Raw genomic sequence first — 17,202 nt, forward strand, 5'->3', positions numbered from 1 at the left:
GCGAGTTGCTGCTCGGCGGTCTCTTGCGCTGCGGCCATTGCGGCCGCAAGCTGCATGTCTCCTATTCCGGCAGCAACGGCAATACCGGGCGTTATCATTGCCGCGGAGCCCAGCTCACCCATGGAACCGATCTGTGTATCGGCTTCGGATCGTTGCGTGTCGATCAAGCGATCAGCGGGGAGGTTCTTCAACGCCTTCAACCGCCCGGTATCGAAGCGGCGATCAAGGCCATTGAGACCTCCGCGGTACAGGCTGGGGAGAAGCATTGCCATGTGAAACTCGCGCTTGAGCAGGCACGTTATGAAGCCGCTCATGCCCCGGCGCCAGTACGACGCCGTCGATCCCGATAATCGGCTCGTGGCGGGCGAACTGGAGCGGCGCTGGAACGCTGCGCTCGCGGTAACAGCGTTCACGACGAGCCTTGCCTCCCCAAGCCTCCCATGCTTGATGCCTCGCCTAGCCTCGCCGGCGAGGCATGGTGGCATCTAAGGGGGTGCCCACTTTGGGGCTCACCTAAGCGAGTTTGCCGTTTTGCCACCGTGCCGAAGCAGTTGTGTGCGGCCGGCAGGCGACCGCTCACCTCCCGAACCTTGATCGCCTCCCTCGAAATGCGGTAAGGCGGCAATGCCCTGTCCGGATTCTCCCCAACTGCACCGGTGCGAAATTGCGCGACATCGGGTTACATCTACCATCTACCTATTGACACCTCATGATGTTTGTTGCACCAAATAACAATCCCTGTGGCCGTCGATCGGGGCCATGGTGGAGAAGAGGATGGGAAGCATGGGCAGGCTGGGACGTTTCTTAGGCACGATCACCGTCGCTCTCTCCGACGACGGACACGGTCGAGGCGAGGGCACGGAACCGTGGGCTTGAAAGGTCAGCCCGTTCACATTCGAGGTGTTGCAAAACGCTACGGCGAGGTGGAAGCGGTCTCGGATGTATCGTTTGGAATCCAAGCGGGTGAGTTTGTATCGATCCTAGGATCCTCGGGGTCTGGCAAGACGACGCTGTTGATGATGGTCGCCGGGTTCGAGACACCGACTTCCGGCCGCATTCTCATTGGGGACCGTGACATCACCCACCTCGCCCCAAACCGGCGAGAAGTGGGAATGGTGTTCCAGAAGTACGCGCTGTTTCCGCACATGACGGTAGAGCAAAACATTGCGTTCCCTTTGAAGATGCGCAGGCTTTCGCGAGGCGAGATCGCAGCTCGCGTGTCCGAGATCTTGACGCTCGTCCAGCTCACAGGCCTTGAGCGGAGACTGCCCAGCCAGCTCTCCGGTGGACAACAGCAACGCGTCGCCGTAGCGCGAGCCCTGGTCTTTGAGCCGCCAGTGCTTCTGATGGACGAGCCCTTGGGGGCGCTCGACAAGAAGCTTCGCGATAGCATGCAGTTCGAAATCAAGAGGTTGCAGCAACGACTCGGCGTGACCGTTATTTATGTCACCCACGATCAGGAAGAGGCGATGATCCTGTCAGATCGGGTAGCTGTCATGGAACGAGGGCGATTGGCGCAGGTTGGTAGGCCGACCGAATTGTACTTGTCCCCAAAAACGGCCTTCGTCGCAGATTTTGTTGGCAAGATGAATTTCCTCGAGGTCGAATGCCTGGGTACTTCTCCGGAGGGCGCAATTCTCGCGCTCTCCGAAAGCAGCCGGGTTGTTGCGCCATCGGATGTGAACGGTTCATCTAGCTTGGTTTCGGCGGGGAGCCGAGTGCGCGTCGCGATCCGGCCGGAACGCCTTCGGCTTGCTGCGAAGGGGCAGGGTGGACCGTCGGCGCTAGCGGCGAAGGTGGAAGCCGCCGTCTTCGTCGGATCGTCTAATGTCCTTGTTGTCGAAATTGTCGGCCGTGAAGGCGTACCTGTGCTCGTGCAACTGCCAACAGTTGGAGGAGCGCTGCCTTTCCGGCAGGGTGACGCGGTCGATCTCGTGATCGATCCGGGAGCGCTCCAGTTGTTTCCTCCGGCGGGGGGCGACCATGTTTAGCGGGGTGGCCTCCTCTTGGGGGCAGCGAGGCTGGAGCCGCCTGACAGTATCGCGCTCCGCCCGTGACTATTCCCCGCTCCTTTCGCTGGCGCTATTTGCCCCGCTGCTGCTGCTGCTTTCATTCAGCTTTCTCTATCCCGTCGGGCGCCTGCTGGCCGGCAGTCTGTTTGCGCCGGAGCTCAATGTCGATCGGTACATACGGCTATTCTTGGAGCCGGTTTATCTGCGCGTGCTGTGGCGAACCTTCGAGATCGCTTTCGTCGTAATGCTCGCAAGCTTCGTGCTCGGCTATCCCGTCGCGCTGGCTATGGCGAAACTCAAGGGGACGTGGGCAGCAATTGTGGCTGCCTGCGTGCTCATCCCACTTTGGACATCCGTACTGGTGCGCTCCTATGCCTGGATCGTGCTGCTGCAGAGGAACGGTCTAGTCAACACGGTGTTGCAAGAAGCCGGGCTAACTACGGCTCCCCTTCGCCTGATCTATACCGAGGGGGCAGTCATCATGGCCATGACGCATGTGCTCCTGCCGTACATGATTCTGCCGATCTATGCGGCGGTGCGTACAATCCCCGACGACTTGGAGCGAGCAGCGAAGAATCTCGGGGCGGGCGGCTGGACCGTGTTCTTGCGTATTACGCTGCCGCTCAGTCTGCCGGGCGTGTTTGCCGGTGCCCTGATGACGTTTATCCTGTCGCTCGGCTTTTACATTACACCCGCCCTGGTTGGTGGCCCGCGCACCCTCATGATGGGTACGCTCATCGGCCAGCAGGCAACGGTACTTCTCGATTGGCCCTTTGCCGGCGCGTTATCTGTGGTTTTGCTGGCCGCGACGCTCCTGCTCCTATCGGTGTTCCGCAAGGCCCTCTCCTTCAACAAGGGAGTTTCAGGTGTCTGATTCATCGCCAGCGGAACCCGTCGCGACAGAGCCGCCAACCAGCAAGAATGGGGATCATGGTTTTTGGGCGGCCTATGATCGCCCGCTGCGACTAATCGGTCTGACCGTTGGGATTGGGATCGTTGGCCTGCTGCTTTTCTTCCTCATCGTGCCGACCCTGCTGGTGATCCCTATGTCACTGGGCACTGCCGACTATCTGGAGTTTCCACCCAGCGGCCTAACACTCAAGTGGTACGCGGCGTTCTTTAGCGATGCCGACTGGATGTCGGCGACCTGGTTTTCGCTCAGGATTGCCGTGGCGACGACACTCGGCGCGACCATTGTCGGCACTTTGGCTGCGATCGCGCTCGTCCGAGGCGATCTGCCCGGCAAAGCATGGTTGCAGGCATTGACGTTGAGTCCCCTTGTCGTTCCTCACATCGTTATCGCCGTCGCGATCTACCTGCTGTTTGCGCCTCTTGGGCTTTCTGGCAACTTCTCCGGTTTCGTTATCGCCAACACCATGCTGGCTGTCCCCTACGTCGTGATTACGGTCACGGCGGCACTGCAACGGTTCGATCTCACGCTGGAACTTGCCGCGCTGAACTGCGGCGCCGGTCGTATTAGAGCGTTCTTCTTGGTGGTGCTGCCTGGTATCGCCCCTGGCGTCGCGGCTGGCGCGGTGTTCGCATTCTTGGCCTCATTCGATGAAGCGACCGTCGCCTTCTTCATTTCGGGCGTCCAGGGCAAAACCCTGACCCGAAAAATGTTCGAGGACATTGATTCCAACCTCACCCCCGTAATCGCGGCAGCATCCACCGTCATGGTCGTCGTGTCGCTAGCGACTCTGGGCGGGCTCCAATTGCTGCAAAGCCGCGCAAGCAGCAGGGCGGGAGGCGCACGTAAAGGACCCACAAGGCTGGCGTGACGTAGCCAATTCAGCATCACCTACGCAGAGAAACCATCATGAAAACGATCAGCCAATACACGAAGGTGTCAAAGCCCTACCGAGTACTAGTGGCCCGCTTCAGCCATGAATCAAATAGGCAGAATCCCGGTACCACTGATGAGCAACGCTTCATTGTAGATCGTGGTACTCACGTCCTTAAGGCGCCATCGGGCGTACTAAGGGGCCTGATCGAAACGCTCACTGCGGCGGGCGTCAAAGTTGAGCCGGTCATATCGGCGGATGCTCCCCCAAGCGGCCTTGTCGACCACGACTTCTATCTACGTGTACGCGGAGAACTCCTGGATGCGATAAAGCGGGTTTCGCCTGACGCGATCGGCCTTGACCTGCACGGGGCAATGGGGACTACCAAAACCTCGGATGCCGAGGGCGACCTTCTTCATCACATTAGGCTTCTCGTCGGCCCAGATGTTCCGATCGGGATCGGCCTGGATCTCCACGGCCATGTAACCGACCGTATGCTCGACAACACGAATATATGCATCGCCTACAAAGAGAACCCCCATTCAGACACGGTCGAATGCGGGCAGAAAGTTGCAGCGCTTCTGATTGAACAACTAGAGGGTCGATTGAAGCCGGTTACTGTCTCGGCGCTGACCCCAATGGTCTTGCCGGGCGCACAAGAAACCGCTTCCGGTCCACTTTCAGAAATTCATGCAAAGGCACGCGAATACGCCGCTTTGCACCCGTCGATCAAAGATATTTCGATCTACAACGTGTACCGTTTTGTTGACGACGACGAGATCGGCCAGGTCGTCACCGTTCTGAGCGATGGTCCGAACGCGGATGCCGCCGGGCTCGCAGTGGATCTCGCGACGCGGTTCTGGGTCGAGCGTGAGCGCTTTAAGGATGACCTTCTGGCGGTCGAGGAGGTCTTTGCCCTGATCCGGAATTCGCCGGAGAAACGGCCATACGCCATTGGAGATATGGGCGACCGCGTGGCCGCCGGCGCGCCCGGCGACAGCACGATACTACTGTCTGAGGCACTCGAGCACCATCCCGGACTCCGCGGAGCTGTACCGATCACAGACCCGGCGACGGCTGCCCGGGCGATCGAGGCGGGTGTAGGGGCATCGATAACGCTGTCCGTCGGTGCCGGATTTACTCCGGGGTACACGCCGCTTTTGCTCACGGGGCAGATCGTGAACGTGAGCGATGGAGACTTCATTGTGGAAGGGTCGCTCAGCCAGGGTGCTCGCTCAGCGATGGGACCTACCGCAGTAGTTCGCGTAGAGAACCGCATAGATGTGATGCTTACGACCAAGCCTGCAAACACGACAGATCCTGCAGCCTTCACGAGTCAGAACATCGTCCTAGAAGACCTCGATTTCATCGTCGTGAAGTCGGGTTACCACTTTGCTCTCAATTTCGGGGCGCGCGCGACGCCCGTGCTCGTGGATACGCCGGGCGTTGGCTACTACCGCAAAGGCCATTTCAAATACGAGAAGTCGCGCTTCTGGCCAGAACACAGTTTCCCAGATCCAAAAATCACCGCCCGCCAACATTCTGTCGGGTCCCCTCACAAGACGGCAGCACGGACTTAATCATGGACACCCAGACGCCAGAACAGTGTGACTTGATCATTCACAGCGGCATTGTGCTCACGGTCGACAATGAAGGTACGACCTTCAACGACGGGGCCGTCGCCGTTAGGGCCGGCCGCATCTGCGCGGTTGGGCCAACAGCGACCATTCGCGCCCGCTTTGAGGCCATGGAGACTTTCAACGCGAAAGGGGGAGTTGTGCATCCGGGGTTCATCGATGCGCATATCCACGTTTCCCAGTACACGTCGCGCTCGGTCGAACCGCTCATGGTGGGCACGCCTTTCACTATGGGTCACTGGAAGGCAGTGCTGACGCCCGAGGACGAGCATGCCAGTGCTTTGCTGGCTGCGGTCGACTATCTCGGGGCGGGTTACACCGGCTTTGTCGATCCGGGCACCATTTTTGAACCCGACGCCGTAGCAGCCGTCGCTGACGAGGCGGGACTCCGTATCTGGCTGACCGATCCCTATGTCGCTGACCTCACACAGACCATGGTGGACAATGAGCCAGAGCTCTCGAGCCCGGGGTTTTTTGATCGCTGGCCGGACTCGACGGATGCTGCGATCAAGCGACTGGGCTCGCAGCTTTACCGCAACCGTGACACCGAGGGGCTCGTCAGGGCGTTTATCGGAATCTACGGTCCTACGACGTCAACGGAAGCTCTGTGGAACGCCGCCCTTGCTACCGCGCGCGAGAACGATGTCCAGTTTCAGGAGCATCGTGGCTACGATCCAGCACAGTATCTCGATGAAGAACAAAAGGCCGGTCGATCGGCAATCGCCCGACTCCACGATGCTGGTGCCCTTGGTCCGAGCTCGACATTTACCCATATGAACATCGTCCATTCCGACGACGTGGCGCTACTTGGCAACACGGGTACGGGCATAAACTGGTGTCCGTTTCAACAGATGCGTGCCATGGGCCACGGGCGGGCAGAACCGCGCATGGTGGAACTGGCCAGGGCCGGCGCAGCCGTTGCGGTCGCAACGGACATCCCGCGCAATCTCAACTTCGATGCACTAGGTAGCGTGGCGGTTTGCAACGCGGCGGCCCTTGGTATCCCGGTGAAAGCCGACGAGCTCCTGCGTATGCGCACCATTGGGGCCGCGCGAAGCGTAGGCGCTGGCGATTACGTTGGCAGTCTCGAGATTGGCAAGCGCGCGGACTTTGTCGTGCGCGAGCCTGCCTCGTCAGAGGCGCTGGGCCTCGATCCGTACGCAGAGACGGCAGTGGTCGGCATGACCCGACCGCCAGCTCTCACGGTAATTAACGGCAGCATCGTGCTTCGGCACGGGCAGCCTCTTCGAATCGAGGCTGAATCGGCAGCGCTCGCGGCGCGCGCATCGGTCAAGGGGCTGTTGATGAGAACCGGACTCGCCGGTTGAGAAGGGCGATGGGAAAAGGGAGATTACCATCATGACGACCAGACGAGAAATTCTGAGTTATGGCGCGACGCTTTCGCTAACGGCGATTTTGGGACCGAGTCGCGTTTTCAGCGCGGAAGCGGCCGATGAGCTCGCCAAGCGTGCCATTGATGCGGGTCAGACGCAGGTTGTAGTAGCGGGTGGAACGGGAGCGTATCTTGAGAAGGTCAAGCAGTACTACCTTGATCCCTTCAGCAAGGCGACCGGGATCGAGGTTATTAATGCGGGTGGCTCATACGGAGAAAAGATAGCCAGGCTCAAAGCAATGGCTGAGGTGGGCAACGTCGAATGGGACGTAATGACCCTCTCGATTGATGCTCTGACCGAGAAAACCCGGGTGTACTTCCGCGACCTTGGCAGTGAATGCCAAGAGACACCAAACGTTGCCAAGGCGGGAATCGACGGTGCGTGTCTGCAAAAAGCGGTGCTATTCGACATCGGTGTTGTCGTCATGGCCTATAACACGCAGACCTTCCCGTCGAGCGGGCCGCAGCCCTCCACGTGGAAGGACTTTTGGGATGTCACGAACTTCCCGGGTCCCCGCGCGTTGCCCGATGCAGGAAATCCGTGGTGGAACCTGATAGCAGCACTCCTTGCCGACGGCGTCGCGCCGGCAGATTTGTTCCCGCTTGACCTAGATCGCGCGTTCAGCAAGCTGGACGAAATCAAGCCTCACGTCTCTGTGTGGTGGACAAGCGGCGATCAGTCCGAGCAAATTTTCCGCTCAGGCGAGGTCGTCATGATGATGACCTATCGGCAGGACGGCCTCAAGCAAGAAGGTCAGCCGATTGGGGTTTCATGGAAGGGGGCAGTACGCGATGCCGCCGCTTGGGGAGTACTAAAAGACGCGAAGCGTCCTCTCGCGGGGCTAGCACTCCTAAATTACATGTACTCGCATCCTGAGAACGACGCAGCCTACATCACCGCTTACCACGGGGGTTCAGCGACTGGTAATAAGGAGGCGTTGCCGCTACTCGATCCGGCTATTGCCGCAGCGTTGCCGACTAAACCGGCAACGTGGAACGATACCATCAGGGTTGACCCCGACTGGCTGGATGCGAATACCCAACCTGTGCTGTCACGTTGGTCCACGTGGCTATCGCAGTGACGGTGATGGTGTCTGGGCTGGCGTAGCCCGCACACACTGGATGAGGTGGCGCATTTGGTAGATTTGCGCCACCTCGCGGGCCTAGCCACTGCAGCAAATGTCATATCTGCAAAGGTAACAGTAGATGTCCAAGGTGGCGGGCCCAGGTCCAGCTATTTCGCCGGCCACATTCGCCCCGCTGCGGAACCCCACCTTTCGTTCGATTTGGCTGGCCACACAAGCTTCTAGCCTTGGCTGGCTAATGCAGATCGTTGCCATCAGCTGGCTACTCTAATGGCAACCATTTCGAATTCTGACTTGATGGTCGCGCTGGTACAGACTGCATCTACCTGCCCGTTTCGTTATTTCGCTTTTCGCCAGAGCCATCGCAGATAGTTTCAGTCGGCGCCGGGTCATGTTCGCCGGCCGCTGCCTGATGGTGACAGCCTCGGCGATGCTGACTGCAATGGTCGTGCTGGGCTATCTAGATCCGTGGATGATCCTCGGCTTCAGTTTTTTGGTTGGATGTGGCGCAGCCATCAACGATCCAGCCTGGCAAGCTTCCGTTGGGGACATCGTCGAGCGACGCGAATTGCCCGCTGCGATAACACTACTCTCCATCGGCTTTAGCACCGTGCGGACCGTAGGGCCGGCGCTCAGCGGAATATTGATTGCCTCGTTTGGGACGATCGCCTTCACCTGCATCGGGTTGGCGACAATCACCCGGTCGACGAAAGGCGAAAGCACCCGCACCAGCCATGGCGTTGCCGGTCGCCTCGACAACGACCTCGTCCGTCCTGTTCAAGCTGCGGCCAAATCCCTCCAGTCCGGAGCGGGTCTGTCGATCCGTCCGTGATGGCGCAGCCGGCCATCTTCCCAGAAAACCACTTCCGCAAAGGTGCGGTGGATGTCCATCCAATTACACGTCTCATTGGCTCCCTCTCTCCTTGAACAATCGGGAGCCGGCGGGCGACGCGACACCTACGGATCCGCGCTCTCGGCGCAACCGGGCAGGTCGCAGGGGCGGCCAGCTACTAACGCGAGCTCGCAGCTTATCGAATATATCGGCCTGCCCGCACTTGGCGTGCTCCCGGTGCCCCTGTCCCGGATGGTCACATCATACGCCGGAAATCTCGAATCTCCAGCGGGGGATCAGATGGCACCGTCATGATCATACCGGTTACCAACATACTGGAGCGGCTCAACGAGGAGATCAGGCGCAGAACCTACGTCGTGCGCATCTTCCCCAATGCCGAAGCTGTCTGCGCCCAGTCAGAGCGTTCGCCGTGAGACCAACGAAAACTGGATGGAGGCCAACCGCTACATTAACAGGACGACCTGCGCGAGCACAAGAAACTCGCTCTACGCCAAGCCGCATGACCACCACTATGGCCGCCCCTTTTTGCAGAACTTGACGCACACAACCCGTTCCGGGCAAGAACAGGTCGGGACGCATGCCCCGCGGTTGGGCATTTGGTGGGGTTGTTTCGAAAAGTCGAGCACGTGACTCATGCATACCTCCTCTTGAAAAAAGGCAGAGATGGTTGATCTGCCTCTTTGGATGATTGGAAGCGCCAGCAAACCACGCAAGTGTCATCTGGCCGCTGCTCACGCTGCAATTTACCGAGGTGGAATAGTTCGATTGAACAGCGCGGAACCTCGAACGCCGGGTTTTTTGATCCCGTCTGCGCCAAACCAGGGCCGGCTTCGGTGGCGCTTCGAACGGTGCCTTGGTTCACCCAACTGAGGCAAGTTGTTCGGGGGTTAGACGCAATGCGGCGGCGCGACGATGGCCTTCCAGTTTTTCAGTTGCGCTCTGGCGCACAGCTGCCGGACCAACGGCGGCAACACCACGCTCGTCGAGCCACTGGTGCGTAGCGATCTTAAGATAGGAGCCTACCCAAAGGCCGCCGGTGTAGCGACCTGCAGCCATCGTCGGCAGGGTGTGGTTTGTACCGGAGCACTTGTCCGAATAAACGACACTGGACAGTTCGCCGATGAAGAGCGAGCCGTAGTTTCGAAGCTTCTTGGCGGTTGCCTGCGGATCGCGGGTGTGGACCTGCAGATGCTCCGCAGCGATGTAATCCGAGTATGCAATCATCGTGTCTTCGTCTTCGACGACGGTGATCTCGCCATAGTCCTTCCATGCAACGCCTGCCACGGGAGCTGTCGGCAAGCCTTCCAGCTGCCTTTCCACCTCTTTGAGAACGTCTTCAGCAAGCTTTCGATCAGTTGTCACGACGCCAACACGGGTGCGGACGTCGTGCTCGGCCTGCGCCAACAGGTCGGTCGCGATGGTAACTGCATTTCCGGTTTCGTCCGCGACGATGAAGATTTCGCTAGGGCCGGCGAGCTGATCGATACCGACCTGACCGAACACCTGCCGCTTTGCTTCGTTGACGAAGGCATTGCCCGGGCCGACGATCTTGTCGACCGCCGGAATGGTCTCAGTACCGTATGCCATTGCGGCAATCGCCTGGGCTCCCCCAACGCGGAAAATGTGGTCCGCACCGGCGAGATGGCAACCAGCAATCATGGCGAGGTGGGCATTCGGTGGAAGACAGGCGATTACCTGGTCACAGCCTGCAACCTTCGCTGGTACGATGGTCATGACTGGCGCCGACAGAAGCGGGTAGCGACCGCCGGGCACATAACAGCCCACTGTCTCAATTGGTATCACCCGATGACCGAGAGTAAGCCCAGGAAGGCTTTCGATCTCAAGGGGCAGGATAGTGCCCAACTGGGCCTCCGCAAAGCGGCGGACGTTGACAATGGCAAATTCGGTATCTTCACGCGTCTGTGGATCAAGATCAGCAACCGCCTGCTGTTTCTCTTCCTTGGTGACTTCGAAGTTGGTAACGTCCGCTTTATCGAAGGCGAGCGAATATTCGCGAACGGCAGCGTCCCCTCGCTCGCGGACGTTTGCAATAATATCCTTGACGGTTTTCTCAACCGAGGCTGTGTCCGAGACTGGATCCCGATAGGGATGTTTGATTTGAATGAATTTGTCTTTCAGTGATTCAAGACGCGACTTCATCACAACCTCCTAGTGTGGGATGATGAGCCAGCATCGTGCAACCGGACCAGTCCGGCAATCCCCATCAAGTACCTGTTCATTATAATAACCAACCAGTCGGCTATCGTGTTCCTCGGACTTTTTTACTGGTGCATGGTCTCTAGAGTAAACGACGCAAGGAACTGACGAATGCCGAAGATTGGGAGCAAGTTGCGTGAACTGCGTCGCCGACGTCACCTTGGTGTTAGAGAGCTGGCGACTCGTTCAGGAGTATCTCATTCCACGATTTCACTAATTGAACGCGATAAGATGAGCCCCTCTATCGATACCCTTTGGGCTGTACTCGACGCCTTAGGTACAACACTGCCAGGTTTCTTTGGTGACCTCCAGTCTAGCCTACCCTATTCACCATTCTACGCATCGGAAGACCTCCTTGAAATTGGAAGGGCGAACTCAATTTCGTACCGCGTCATCGGATTTGATCATCCAAACCGCCAACTACTGATGTTGCACGAACGGTATGCTCCTGGGGCAGACAGCGGTGAGGAATTTACCCACGCAGCCCAAGAGGGAGGCATGATCTTGTCTGGTGTAGTCGAGATTACAGTTGGACATGAAAAAAAGATATTAAAAGCGGGTGACGGTTACTATTTTGATAGCAGGCTGCCGCACCGTTTTCGAAATGTCCACGACGGCCATAGTGAAATCCTGAGTGCGATCACGCCGCCGACTTACTGAACTGCCGGCCCCGCCTTCGCCGGGTGCCCACGCCGCTATTAGGGTCGCTTTTTAAATGAACGGCTTTGGCTCTTCGTTGTGCCTTTGATAAAGCGGTTGACGCGTTGGCGGTGATATTCCCGGGCTGCTCGTCTTATTGTGGCGGCAAGCGCGCGATCACTGCGGAATTAGCCGCTTCGGACAGCGCCGCCACCTATTTACGACCGACACATGAATGCGGATCCCGGCCCAACATCTCCTGAAGGCCTGCACCGACAGCGGCATGCTGGTCACTCTGTAAGAGTTCGTTTAGCAGTCATTCTCGATCGTCCAGGCCAATGGCGAACGCGCTGCTCGCTGCTCTTAGATGGGCCGGTCAGTAGGCTTGTCGCAAGAGTGCAGAGCCGCAGGCCTGGGCCTGGCGGAGCATCAATTTTCCCAGCTTGCGTTCGGGCCAACGCCGCCGAAGGCGCCCGGCTCGCTAAGTGGAGCGCTCCAGGCAGGTGATCGACAGCCGAGCCAGGAGAATTGTTCACAACCGATCGCCGTCAGACACCGATGGACTGGAGAGACTGCCGTCCGAGTATAGCGGCAAATCGGCCCGCCGCTTCCGGGCGATCTGGGTCCGCGCCCGCAACAAGGCGGCGACGTTCCGGCCAAGGTGATGCCCGTGCTGCAGACCGATCCGGAAGGGCAGAGGCGCATCGCTGAAATGGAAGCGGCTCGCACCAGCAAGGCCTTCCTCCATAGCCTCGGCCGGCTCCGGTTTCCGTCCTTTCAGCCGACGCTCGATGGAGCCGCACCAGGCCAGAGCGACTTCGGGACGGAGGACAAGCGGCTTGCCGTGTCAATGCCCGACGTCGATCGCCGCACCGTCGCGCCCGATCGTGTCGCAGCACGGGCCTCGCCCTATGAGCTTCAGGCCCGACGGTCATTCCCGCCGCGCTCATCACCGGAATCCGCTCCAGCCTATCAGCCTATCAGGCAAATCACCCCAGCATATCTATGACAGCCCGACGGGCAGCCTGCTTCTCATCCCCAGGTGCGGGTGTGTTCGGAGCGGCGCCTTTTGTGCGCAGTACTGCGTCGTGGAGATGCGAAGCGATAGTGGGGAAATGCCGGAACACAGTTGACTAGCCCGATGCCACTCCCGATTGCAAAGTAAGCAGCTACCGAAAACAAGGCTCTGTCGCCCTGGAATTCACGAATCAGGAAAGACATTCTCGCTTCCCGAGACCCAATTTGTACGCCTCGCGACAGAATGTCCGCTGATCTCCGCCTTCGCTTCGCAATCTGCTGCAGCAGGTCAGAAACGTCGTGGTATGTACTACCTAGCGATCTCGGCGAGTGTAGCTGCCAAAGCGGTTCAAATTGGGTCTCCCACCACTGGCCTCGGAGGCGTTAGATTCCGATCGCTTCGTAAATGCCCTTGATGCGCGTCAGCGCAATTACGTAGGCGGCAGACCTCAGGTCATCGATCCCTTCAGCATTGTTCCAAAGATGCGACATCTGCGCATAGGTCGACCTCATCTTCTCCTCGAGCCCAGAGCGAACGAGGTCTATCTCGCGGGCACCTCCTAGGGAGGCGATAGCGTCAGGAAACTTAGTCTTGAGCATGCTCTCGAGCGTCGAGGTCAGAAGGGAGTTCTCATGCTGCCGCTGGCGCCGCTCCATAAGGCCAAAAGGCATGTGCGTTATATTCTTAACCCACTCGAAATAGGACACGGTCACCCCGCCGGCATTGGCGAACAGGTCGGGGATAATCACCACGCCTCGCTGCCGGAGAATCCGGTCGGCTTCAAAGGTTACTGGGCCATTTGCAGCTTCGACGAGCAAGCGGGCCTGCACTAACGGGGCGTTGGCAGAATTGAATACACCCTCGCGCGCCGCAGGTATGAGGATGTCGCAAGCGCCCGTCAAGAACTTGTCGCCGTCGGGGTGGAAAGCTCCGCCAGGGAATTCCGTGAACGTTTTGTGCATTGTGAAATGCCGGTGGAGTTCCTCTACGTTCAGACCCTGTGGGTTAGCAATGGCACCATCTCGCTCGATAACCGCAACGATTCGGCAGCCGTCCGCGGCGAGGAATTTGGCAGCGTGATAGCCTACATTGCCGAAGCCCTGCACGATGACGCTTCGCCCCTCCAGGCGGGGTGGAAGGCTTGTTCGGGCCACGTCGCCCGGATTACTAAAAAACTCTCGCAACGCATACTGTACGCCCCGGCCCGTCGCCTCCGACCGGCCTTCGATGCCGCCGGCAGCGAGAGGCTTGCCTGTAACGCACGCCTCCGCATTGATGTCGTTGGGCTTCAGCCTGCGATACTCGTCTGCAATCCAGACCATGATCTTCTCTGACGTTCCGACGTCTGGAGCCGGTACATTCTGGGCAGGACTTAGGAAGTTCTGACGGGTAAGTTCCTGCGCAAACCTCCTGGTGATGCGCTCGAGTTCGGTTTCGCTCCACTCATTGGGATCTATCTTGAGGCCGCCCTTTGACCCACCGAAAGGCAGGCCCATCAGCGCGCATTTGTACGTCATCAGTGCTGCAAGCGCCTCGACCTCTTCCTGGTGCACGTCGGGCGCGTAACGAATGCCACCCTTAGCCGGGGAGGGATGATTGCTGTGCACCGAACGCCAGCCGTGAAAGGTGTACATGCGGCCGCGCAGTCGAACACCGAAGCGAGTCGCGTAGGTCTCGTTACATACCTTGATCTTCTCGATCAGACCGTCCTGCATCGGGACGTGTCTCGCAGCACGCTCCAACATGGCATCGACATCTGCAAGGAAGTCTGAGGGTCCTTCAATAACTCCGACCTCATTGAGCTCAGTTTTTGCTGTATGCATTCTCGGCACCCTCCGTAATTGGGCTGATCTGAGGCCTTTGCATCGACCAGCGCCCAAGTATTTCGATGATGGATATCTCGGTCGACCGATCCAAAGCGCGTCCTCCTCCCAGGATTTACTCTCGGCACCTGGCGCAAGACGTCGCCAATTACCGGAGCCGCCGGAATTCCATCGGCGACCTAATGACAATTGTAGCGCCTCAATTTTCGAGGCTGAGATGGGGTGTTGTCCCGCGCGGGGGTTTGGCGCACTGCGGACATCGTCCGTCCCTGGTATTCAAGGGCGCAGCGGCCATTAAAGGTTGCCCATGCAGAGGTACTTCATCTCGAGATAGTCTTCGGCACCGTGTCGCGAGCCTTCACGGCCGAGACCGGATTGCTTGATGCCGCCGAAGGGCGCCGTTTCCGTTGACATTAAGCCGGTGTTGATGCCGACCATCCCGTATTCCAGCGCTTCGGCTACGCGCCAGACTTTCTTCAAATCGCCAGCGAAGAAATAGGCGGCAAGACCGAATTCGGTATCGTTGGCCTGGGCGATCACGTCCTCGACGGTGTCGAAGCGGAACAGTGGTGCAAGAGGACCAAATGTCTCCTCCCGAGCGACCTTCATCTCGCGGGTGACCCCGGTGAGCACCGTCGGCGTGAAAAAGTTGCCGGCACCCTTGACGCGCTTGCCACCCGTCAGGATCTTGGCCCCCTTCGAAACGGCGTCCGCGACATGGCTCTCGACCTTCGACACGCCCTGCTCGTCGATTAACGGGCCGATTGTCACGCCCGCCTTGAAGCCGTCGCCTACTGTCATAATCTCGACTTTGGCGGCAAGCTTCGCCGCAAAGGCGTCGTAGACACGGGCCTGGACGTAGAAGCGGTTGGCGCAGACGCAAGTCTGGCCGGCATTGCGATACTTCGATGCCAGCGCACCCTCAATTGCGGCGTCGAGGTCGGCATCGTCAAAAACGATGAATGGCGCATTACCGCCAAGCTCAAGACTAACCTTCTTGATCTGTTCAGCGCATTGACCCATCAGAACGCGGCCGACCTCGGTCGATCCGGTAAAGCTGATCTTGCGCACTTTCTCGTTGCCGCAGAGCTCTTGGCCGATCGCCCGCCCATCGACGCCTACGATGACGTTGAAGACCCCGGCCGGAACGCCGGCCTGCTCAGCGAGAACGGCAAGGGCTAGCGCCGAGAGCGGTGTCTGCTTGGCAGGCTTTGAGACTACGGCGCATCCGACAGCAAGTGCTGGTGCGATCTTGCGGGTGATCATTGCCGCCGGAAAGTTCCAGGGAGTGATGGTACCGACGACCCCTACCGGTTGTTTGATGACGATTAAGCGCTTATCGTTAGACGGAGCGGGGATCGTCTCGCCGTAGATGCGCTTGGCCTCTTCCGCGTACCATTCGACGTATGATGCGGCATAGAGAATCTCACTTCGGGCTTCTGCAAGAGGCTTGCCCATTTCCGCCGTGAGGATAGCCGCCAGTTCATCGGCATTGGCTACCATCAGGTCGTACCACTTGCGAAGGATTCGGGCGCGCTCTTTTGCGGGCAGTCCGGCCCATGCCGGCTGTGCCCCATAGGCGGCGTCGATCGCTTCCCGTGTTTCGGTCTGGCCCATGTCTGGCAGCGACGCCAGGACTTCGCCGGTTGCCGGATTGAGGACGTCGAAGGTCTTGGTGGTATTGCCCGTCGTCCAGGCGCCGTTGATATAGCCAGCATCGCGTAGCAAGGGCGACGAGGGGAGAACCTGCTTTGTCAGCGCAGTCGTGAATGCCATGTCATATACTCCAGACAGAGTAAGCCGGATGGCCTGCCCGTCGTTTTAGCGTCGAGTGTCGTCGAGGCTTCGAGAAGCTCCACCGCATCACCGAGATGCCGATTTGGATTGTCGATTGGCGAGGAAGTGCATTGCCTCCGCGCGGAATTGCGCTCCCTGGCAGCTCGAGCGGTTACTAGGACGGGACGTATTCCCCACCGGTGACGTCAATGATCGCACCATTGACGAACTCTGCCTGGTCAGACGCAAGGAAAGCCACGACGGCGGCAATATCCTCGGGGCGCCCCATTCGTCCGGATGGGATTCGGCTCAGCGCGGCCAGAGTGGCAGGGCTATCAGGCGAGCCCATCATGTCCGTAAGCACATTCCCAGGTGCGACTGTATTGATCGTCACCCCGTGGGAAGCATATTCACCGACCAGCGACCGAGCCAGTCCAGCCAGGGCCGCTTTCGACGCGACGTAGCTTGCGCCCGCAATTTTTGGCAACGCCCGGCCCGCCATCGAACCAATCAAGATGATGCGCCCGAACCCGAGAGCAGCCATTCCAGGTGCGGCCAATTGGCAGCACAGCATAGCGCCGGTCAGGTTGATCGCCATAACGTCGTTCCACTCTTCCAGAGGGATGGCGTCAAAGGCCAAGCGCTTCCCATCATGTTTTGGCGAGAAGCCAGCATTGCATACAAGAATTGAAGGCTGACTCCATTTCGCCCGGACCTTCTCGAAGAAAGCCGTCAAGGCGTCGCGGTCGCGCAAGTCGACGGCGCCAGCCAGGACGTTGTCGGCTCCAAACTTGCGAGAGAGATGCTCGCGCGCCTTGTCGACATGCGCGGTCTGAGTGCTAAAGACCGCCACCCTGTGCCCAGCACCGAGAAGGACCTCGGCACAGGCAAGGCCAATACCAGTTGTGCCGCCCGTAACGACTGCAGTTCGCGGATACGCTACGAGACTCACGCCTGCTCCTCCA

At 59.0% G+C, this 17,202-nt stretch carries 13 protein-coding genes and 2 pseudogenes; 11 read left to right on the plus strand and 4 right to left on the minus strand.

Features of this window, described 5'->3' with window-relative positions:
- The first annotated feature begins 23 nt into the window (after window positions 1–23).
- From NKH70_RS34350 to NKH70_RS34390, 9 genes and pseudogenes are all read left to right on the plus strand, one after another.
- A complete protein-coding gene (locus NKH70_RS34350; protein ID WP_353027369.1) occupies window positions 24–350 on the plus strand; it encodes a recombinase zinc ribbon domain-containing protein in 327 nt (108 codons plus the stop codon).
- 522 nt (window positions 351–872) lie between these two features.
- The gene (locus NKH70_RS34355) at window positions 873–1,991 is read left to right on the plus strand and encodes an ABC transporter ATP-binding protein (protein ID WP_353027359.1); all 1,119 of its coding nucleotides are present in this window, start codon (window positions 873–875) and stop codon (window positions 1,989–1,991) included.
- Window positions 1,984–2,886 carry an ABC transporter permease gene (locus tag NKH70_RS34360; RefSeq protein WP_353027360.1) on the plus strand — a complete coding sequence of 301 codons (903 nt, stop codon included), beginning with the start codon at window positions 1,984–1,986 and terminating at the stop codon, window positions 2,884–2,886. The genes NKH70_RS34355 and NKH70_RS34360 overlap by 8 nt, the downstream gene beginning before the upstream one ends.
- Window positions 2,887–2,971: 85 nt before the next feature.
- A complete protein-coding gene (locus NKH70_RS34365; RefSeq protein WP_353027370.1) occupies window positions 2,972–3,793 on the plus strand; it encodes an ABC transporter permease in 822 nt (273 codons plus the stop codon).
- 38 nt (window positions 3,794–3,831) lie between these two features.
- Window positions 3,832–5,376: a M81 family metallopeptidase gene (locus NKH70_RS34370; protein ID WP_353027361.1), complete on the plus strand. Its 1,545-nt coding sequence runs from the start codon at window positions 3,832–3,834 to the stop codon at window positions 5,374–5,376.
- A 2-nt stretch (window positions 5,377–5,378) separates the two neighbouring features.
- Window positions 5,379–6,761 (plus strand): amidohydrolase family protein, encoded by a 1,383-nt coding sequence (locus tag NKH70_RS34375; protein ID WP_353027362.1) that lies wholly within the window; start codon window positions 5,379–5,381, stop codon window positions 6,759–6,761.
- A 31-nt stretch (window positions 6,762–6,792) separates the two neighbouring features.
- Entirely contained in the window at window positions 6,793–7,908 is a 1,116-nt protein-coding gene (locus NKH70_RS34380) for an extracellular solute-binding protein (RefSeq protein WP_353027363.1), read from the plus strand.
- A 124-nt stretch (window positions 7,909–8,032) separates the two neighbouring features.
- Window positions 8,033–8,743 (plus strand): annotated as a pseudogene (locus NKH70_RS34385) (MFS transporter).
- 326 nt (window positions 8,744–9,069) lie between these two features.
- Window positions 9,070–9,267 (plus strand): annotated as a pseudogene (locus NKH70_RS34390) (transposase); the annotation flags it as partial.
- A gap of 355 nt (window positions 9,268–9,622) precedes the next feature.
- Here the strand turns inward: NKH70_RS34390 and hisD are convergent.
- Window positions 9,623–10,924, minus strand: coding sequence for a histidinol dehydrogenase (hisD, locus tag NKH70_RS34395; protein ID WP_353027364.1), 1,302 nt, complete (start codon window positions 10,922–10,924; stop codon window positions 9,623–9,625).
- Window positions 10,925–11,092: 168 nt separating this feature from the next.
- On the opposite strand from hisD, the gene NKH70_RS34400 reads away from it, so the two are divergent.
- On the plus strand, window positions 11,093–11,641 hold the full coding sequence (locus NKH70_RS34400) for a cupin domain-containing protein (RefSeq protein WP_353027365.1): 549 nt from the start codon (window positions 11,093–11,095) through the stop codon (window positions 11,639–11,641).
- 649 nt (window positions 11,642–12,290) lie between these two features.
- Window positions 12,291–12,629, plus strand: coding sequence for a TraB/TrbI/VirB10 family type IV secretion system protein (locus tag NKH70_RS34405; protein WP_353027366.1), 339 nt, complete (start codon window positions 12,291–12,293; stop codon window positions 12,627–12,629).
- A gap of 392 nt (window positions 12,630–13,021) precedes the next feature.
- Here the strand turns inward: NKH70_RS34405 and NKH70_RS34410 are convergent, their stop codons facing one another.
- From NKH70_RS34410 to fabG, 3 genes are all read right to left on the minus strand, one after another.
- Window positions 13,022–14,461, minus strand: coding sequence for a Glu/Leu/Phe/Val family dehydrogenase (locus NKH70_RS34410; protein WP_353027367.1), 1,440 nt, complete (start codon window positions 14,459–14,461; stop codon window positions 13,022–13,024).
- Between the two features lie 294 nt (window positions 14,462–14,755).
- Entirely contained in the window at window positions 14,756–16,237 is a 1,482-nt protein-coding gene (locus tag NKH70_RS34415) for an NAD-dependent succinate-semialdehyde dehydrogenase (RefSeq protein WP_353027368.1), read from the minus strand.
- A 175-nt stretch (window positions 16,238–16,412) separates the two neighbouring features.
- Entirely contained in the window at window positions 16,413–17,189 is a 777-nt protein-coding gene (gene fabG, locus NKH70_RS34420; RefSeq protein ID WP_353027371.1) for a 3-oxoacyl-ACP reductase FabG, read from the minus strand.
- Window positions 17,190–17,202 lie beyond the last annotated feature (13 nt).

Origin of the sequence: Mesorhizobium sp. M0991, assembly GCF_040318915.1 — a bacterium.
Classification (GTDB): domain Bacteria; phylum Pseudomonadota; class Alphaproteobacteria; order Rhizobiales; family Rhizobiaceae; genus Mesorhizobium.

Bases quoted from the DNA above. Each gene is read 5' to 3' on its own strand.
- NKH70_RS34370 (WP_353027361.1), top strand. From the start codon at position 3,832: ATGAAAACGATCAGCCAATACACGAAGGTGTCAAAGCCCTACCGAGTA.
- NKH70_RS34410 (WP_353027367.1), bottom strand. From the start codon at position 14,461: ATGCATACAGCAAAAACTGAGCTCAATGAGGTCGGAGTTATTGAAGGA.
- NKH70_RS34400 (WP_353027365.1), top strand. From the start codon at position 11,093: ATGCCGAAGATTGGGAGCAAGTTGCGTGAACTGCGTCGCCGACGTCAC.
- NKH70_RS34360 (WP_353027360.1), top strand. From the start codon at position 1,984: ATGTTTAGCGGGGTGGCCTCCTCTTGGGGGCAGCGAGGCTGGAGCCGC.
- hisD (WP_353027364.1), bottom strand. From the start codon at position 10,924: ATGAAGTCGCGTCTTGAATCACTGAAAGACAAATTCATTCAAATCAAA.
- NKH70_RS34415 (WP_353027368.1), bottom strand. From the start codon at position 16,237: ATGGCATTCACGACTGCGCTGACAAAGCAGGTTCTCCCCTCGTCGCCC.
- NKH70_RS34380 (WP_353027363.1), top strand. From the start codon at position 6,793: ATGACGACCAGACGAGAAATTCTGAGTTATGGCGCGACGCTTTCGCTA.
- NKH70_RS34375 (WP_353027362.1), top strand. From the start codon at position 5,379: ATGGACACCCAGACGCCAGAACAGTGTGACTTGATCATTCACAGCGGC.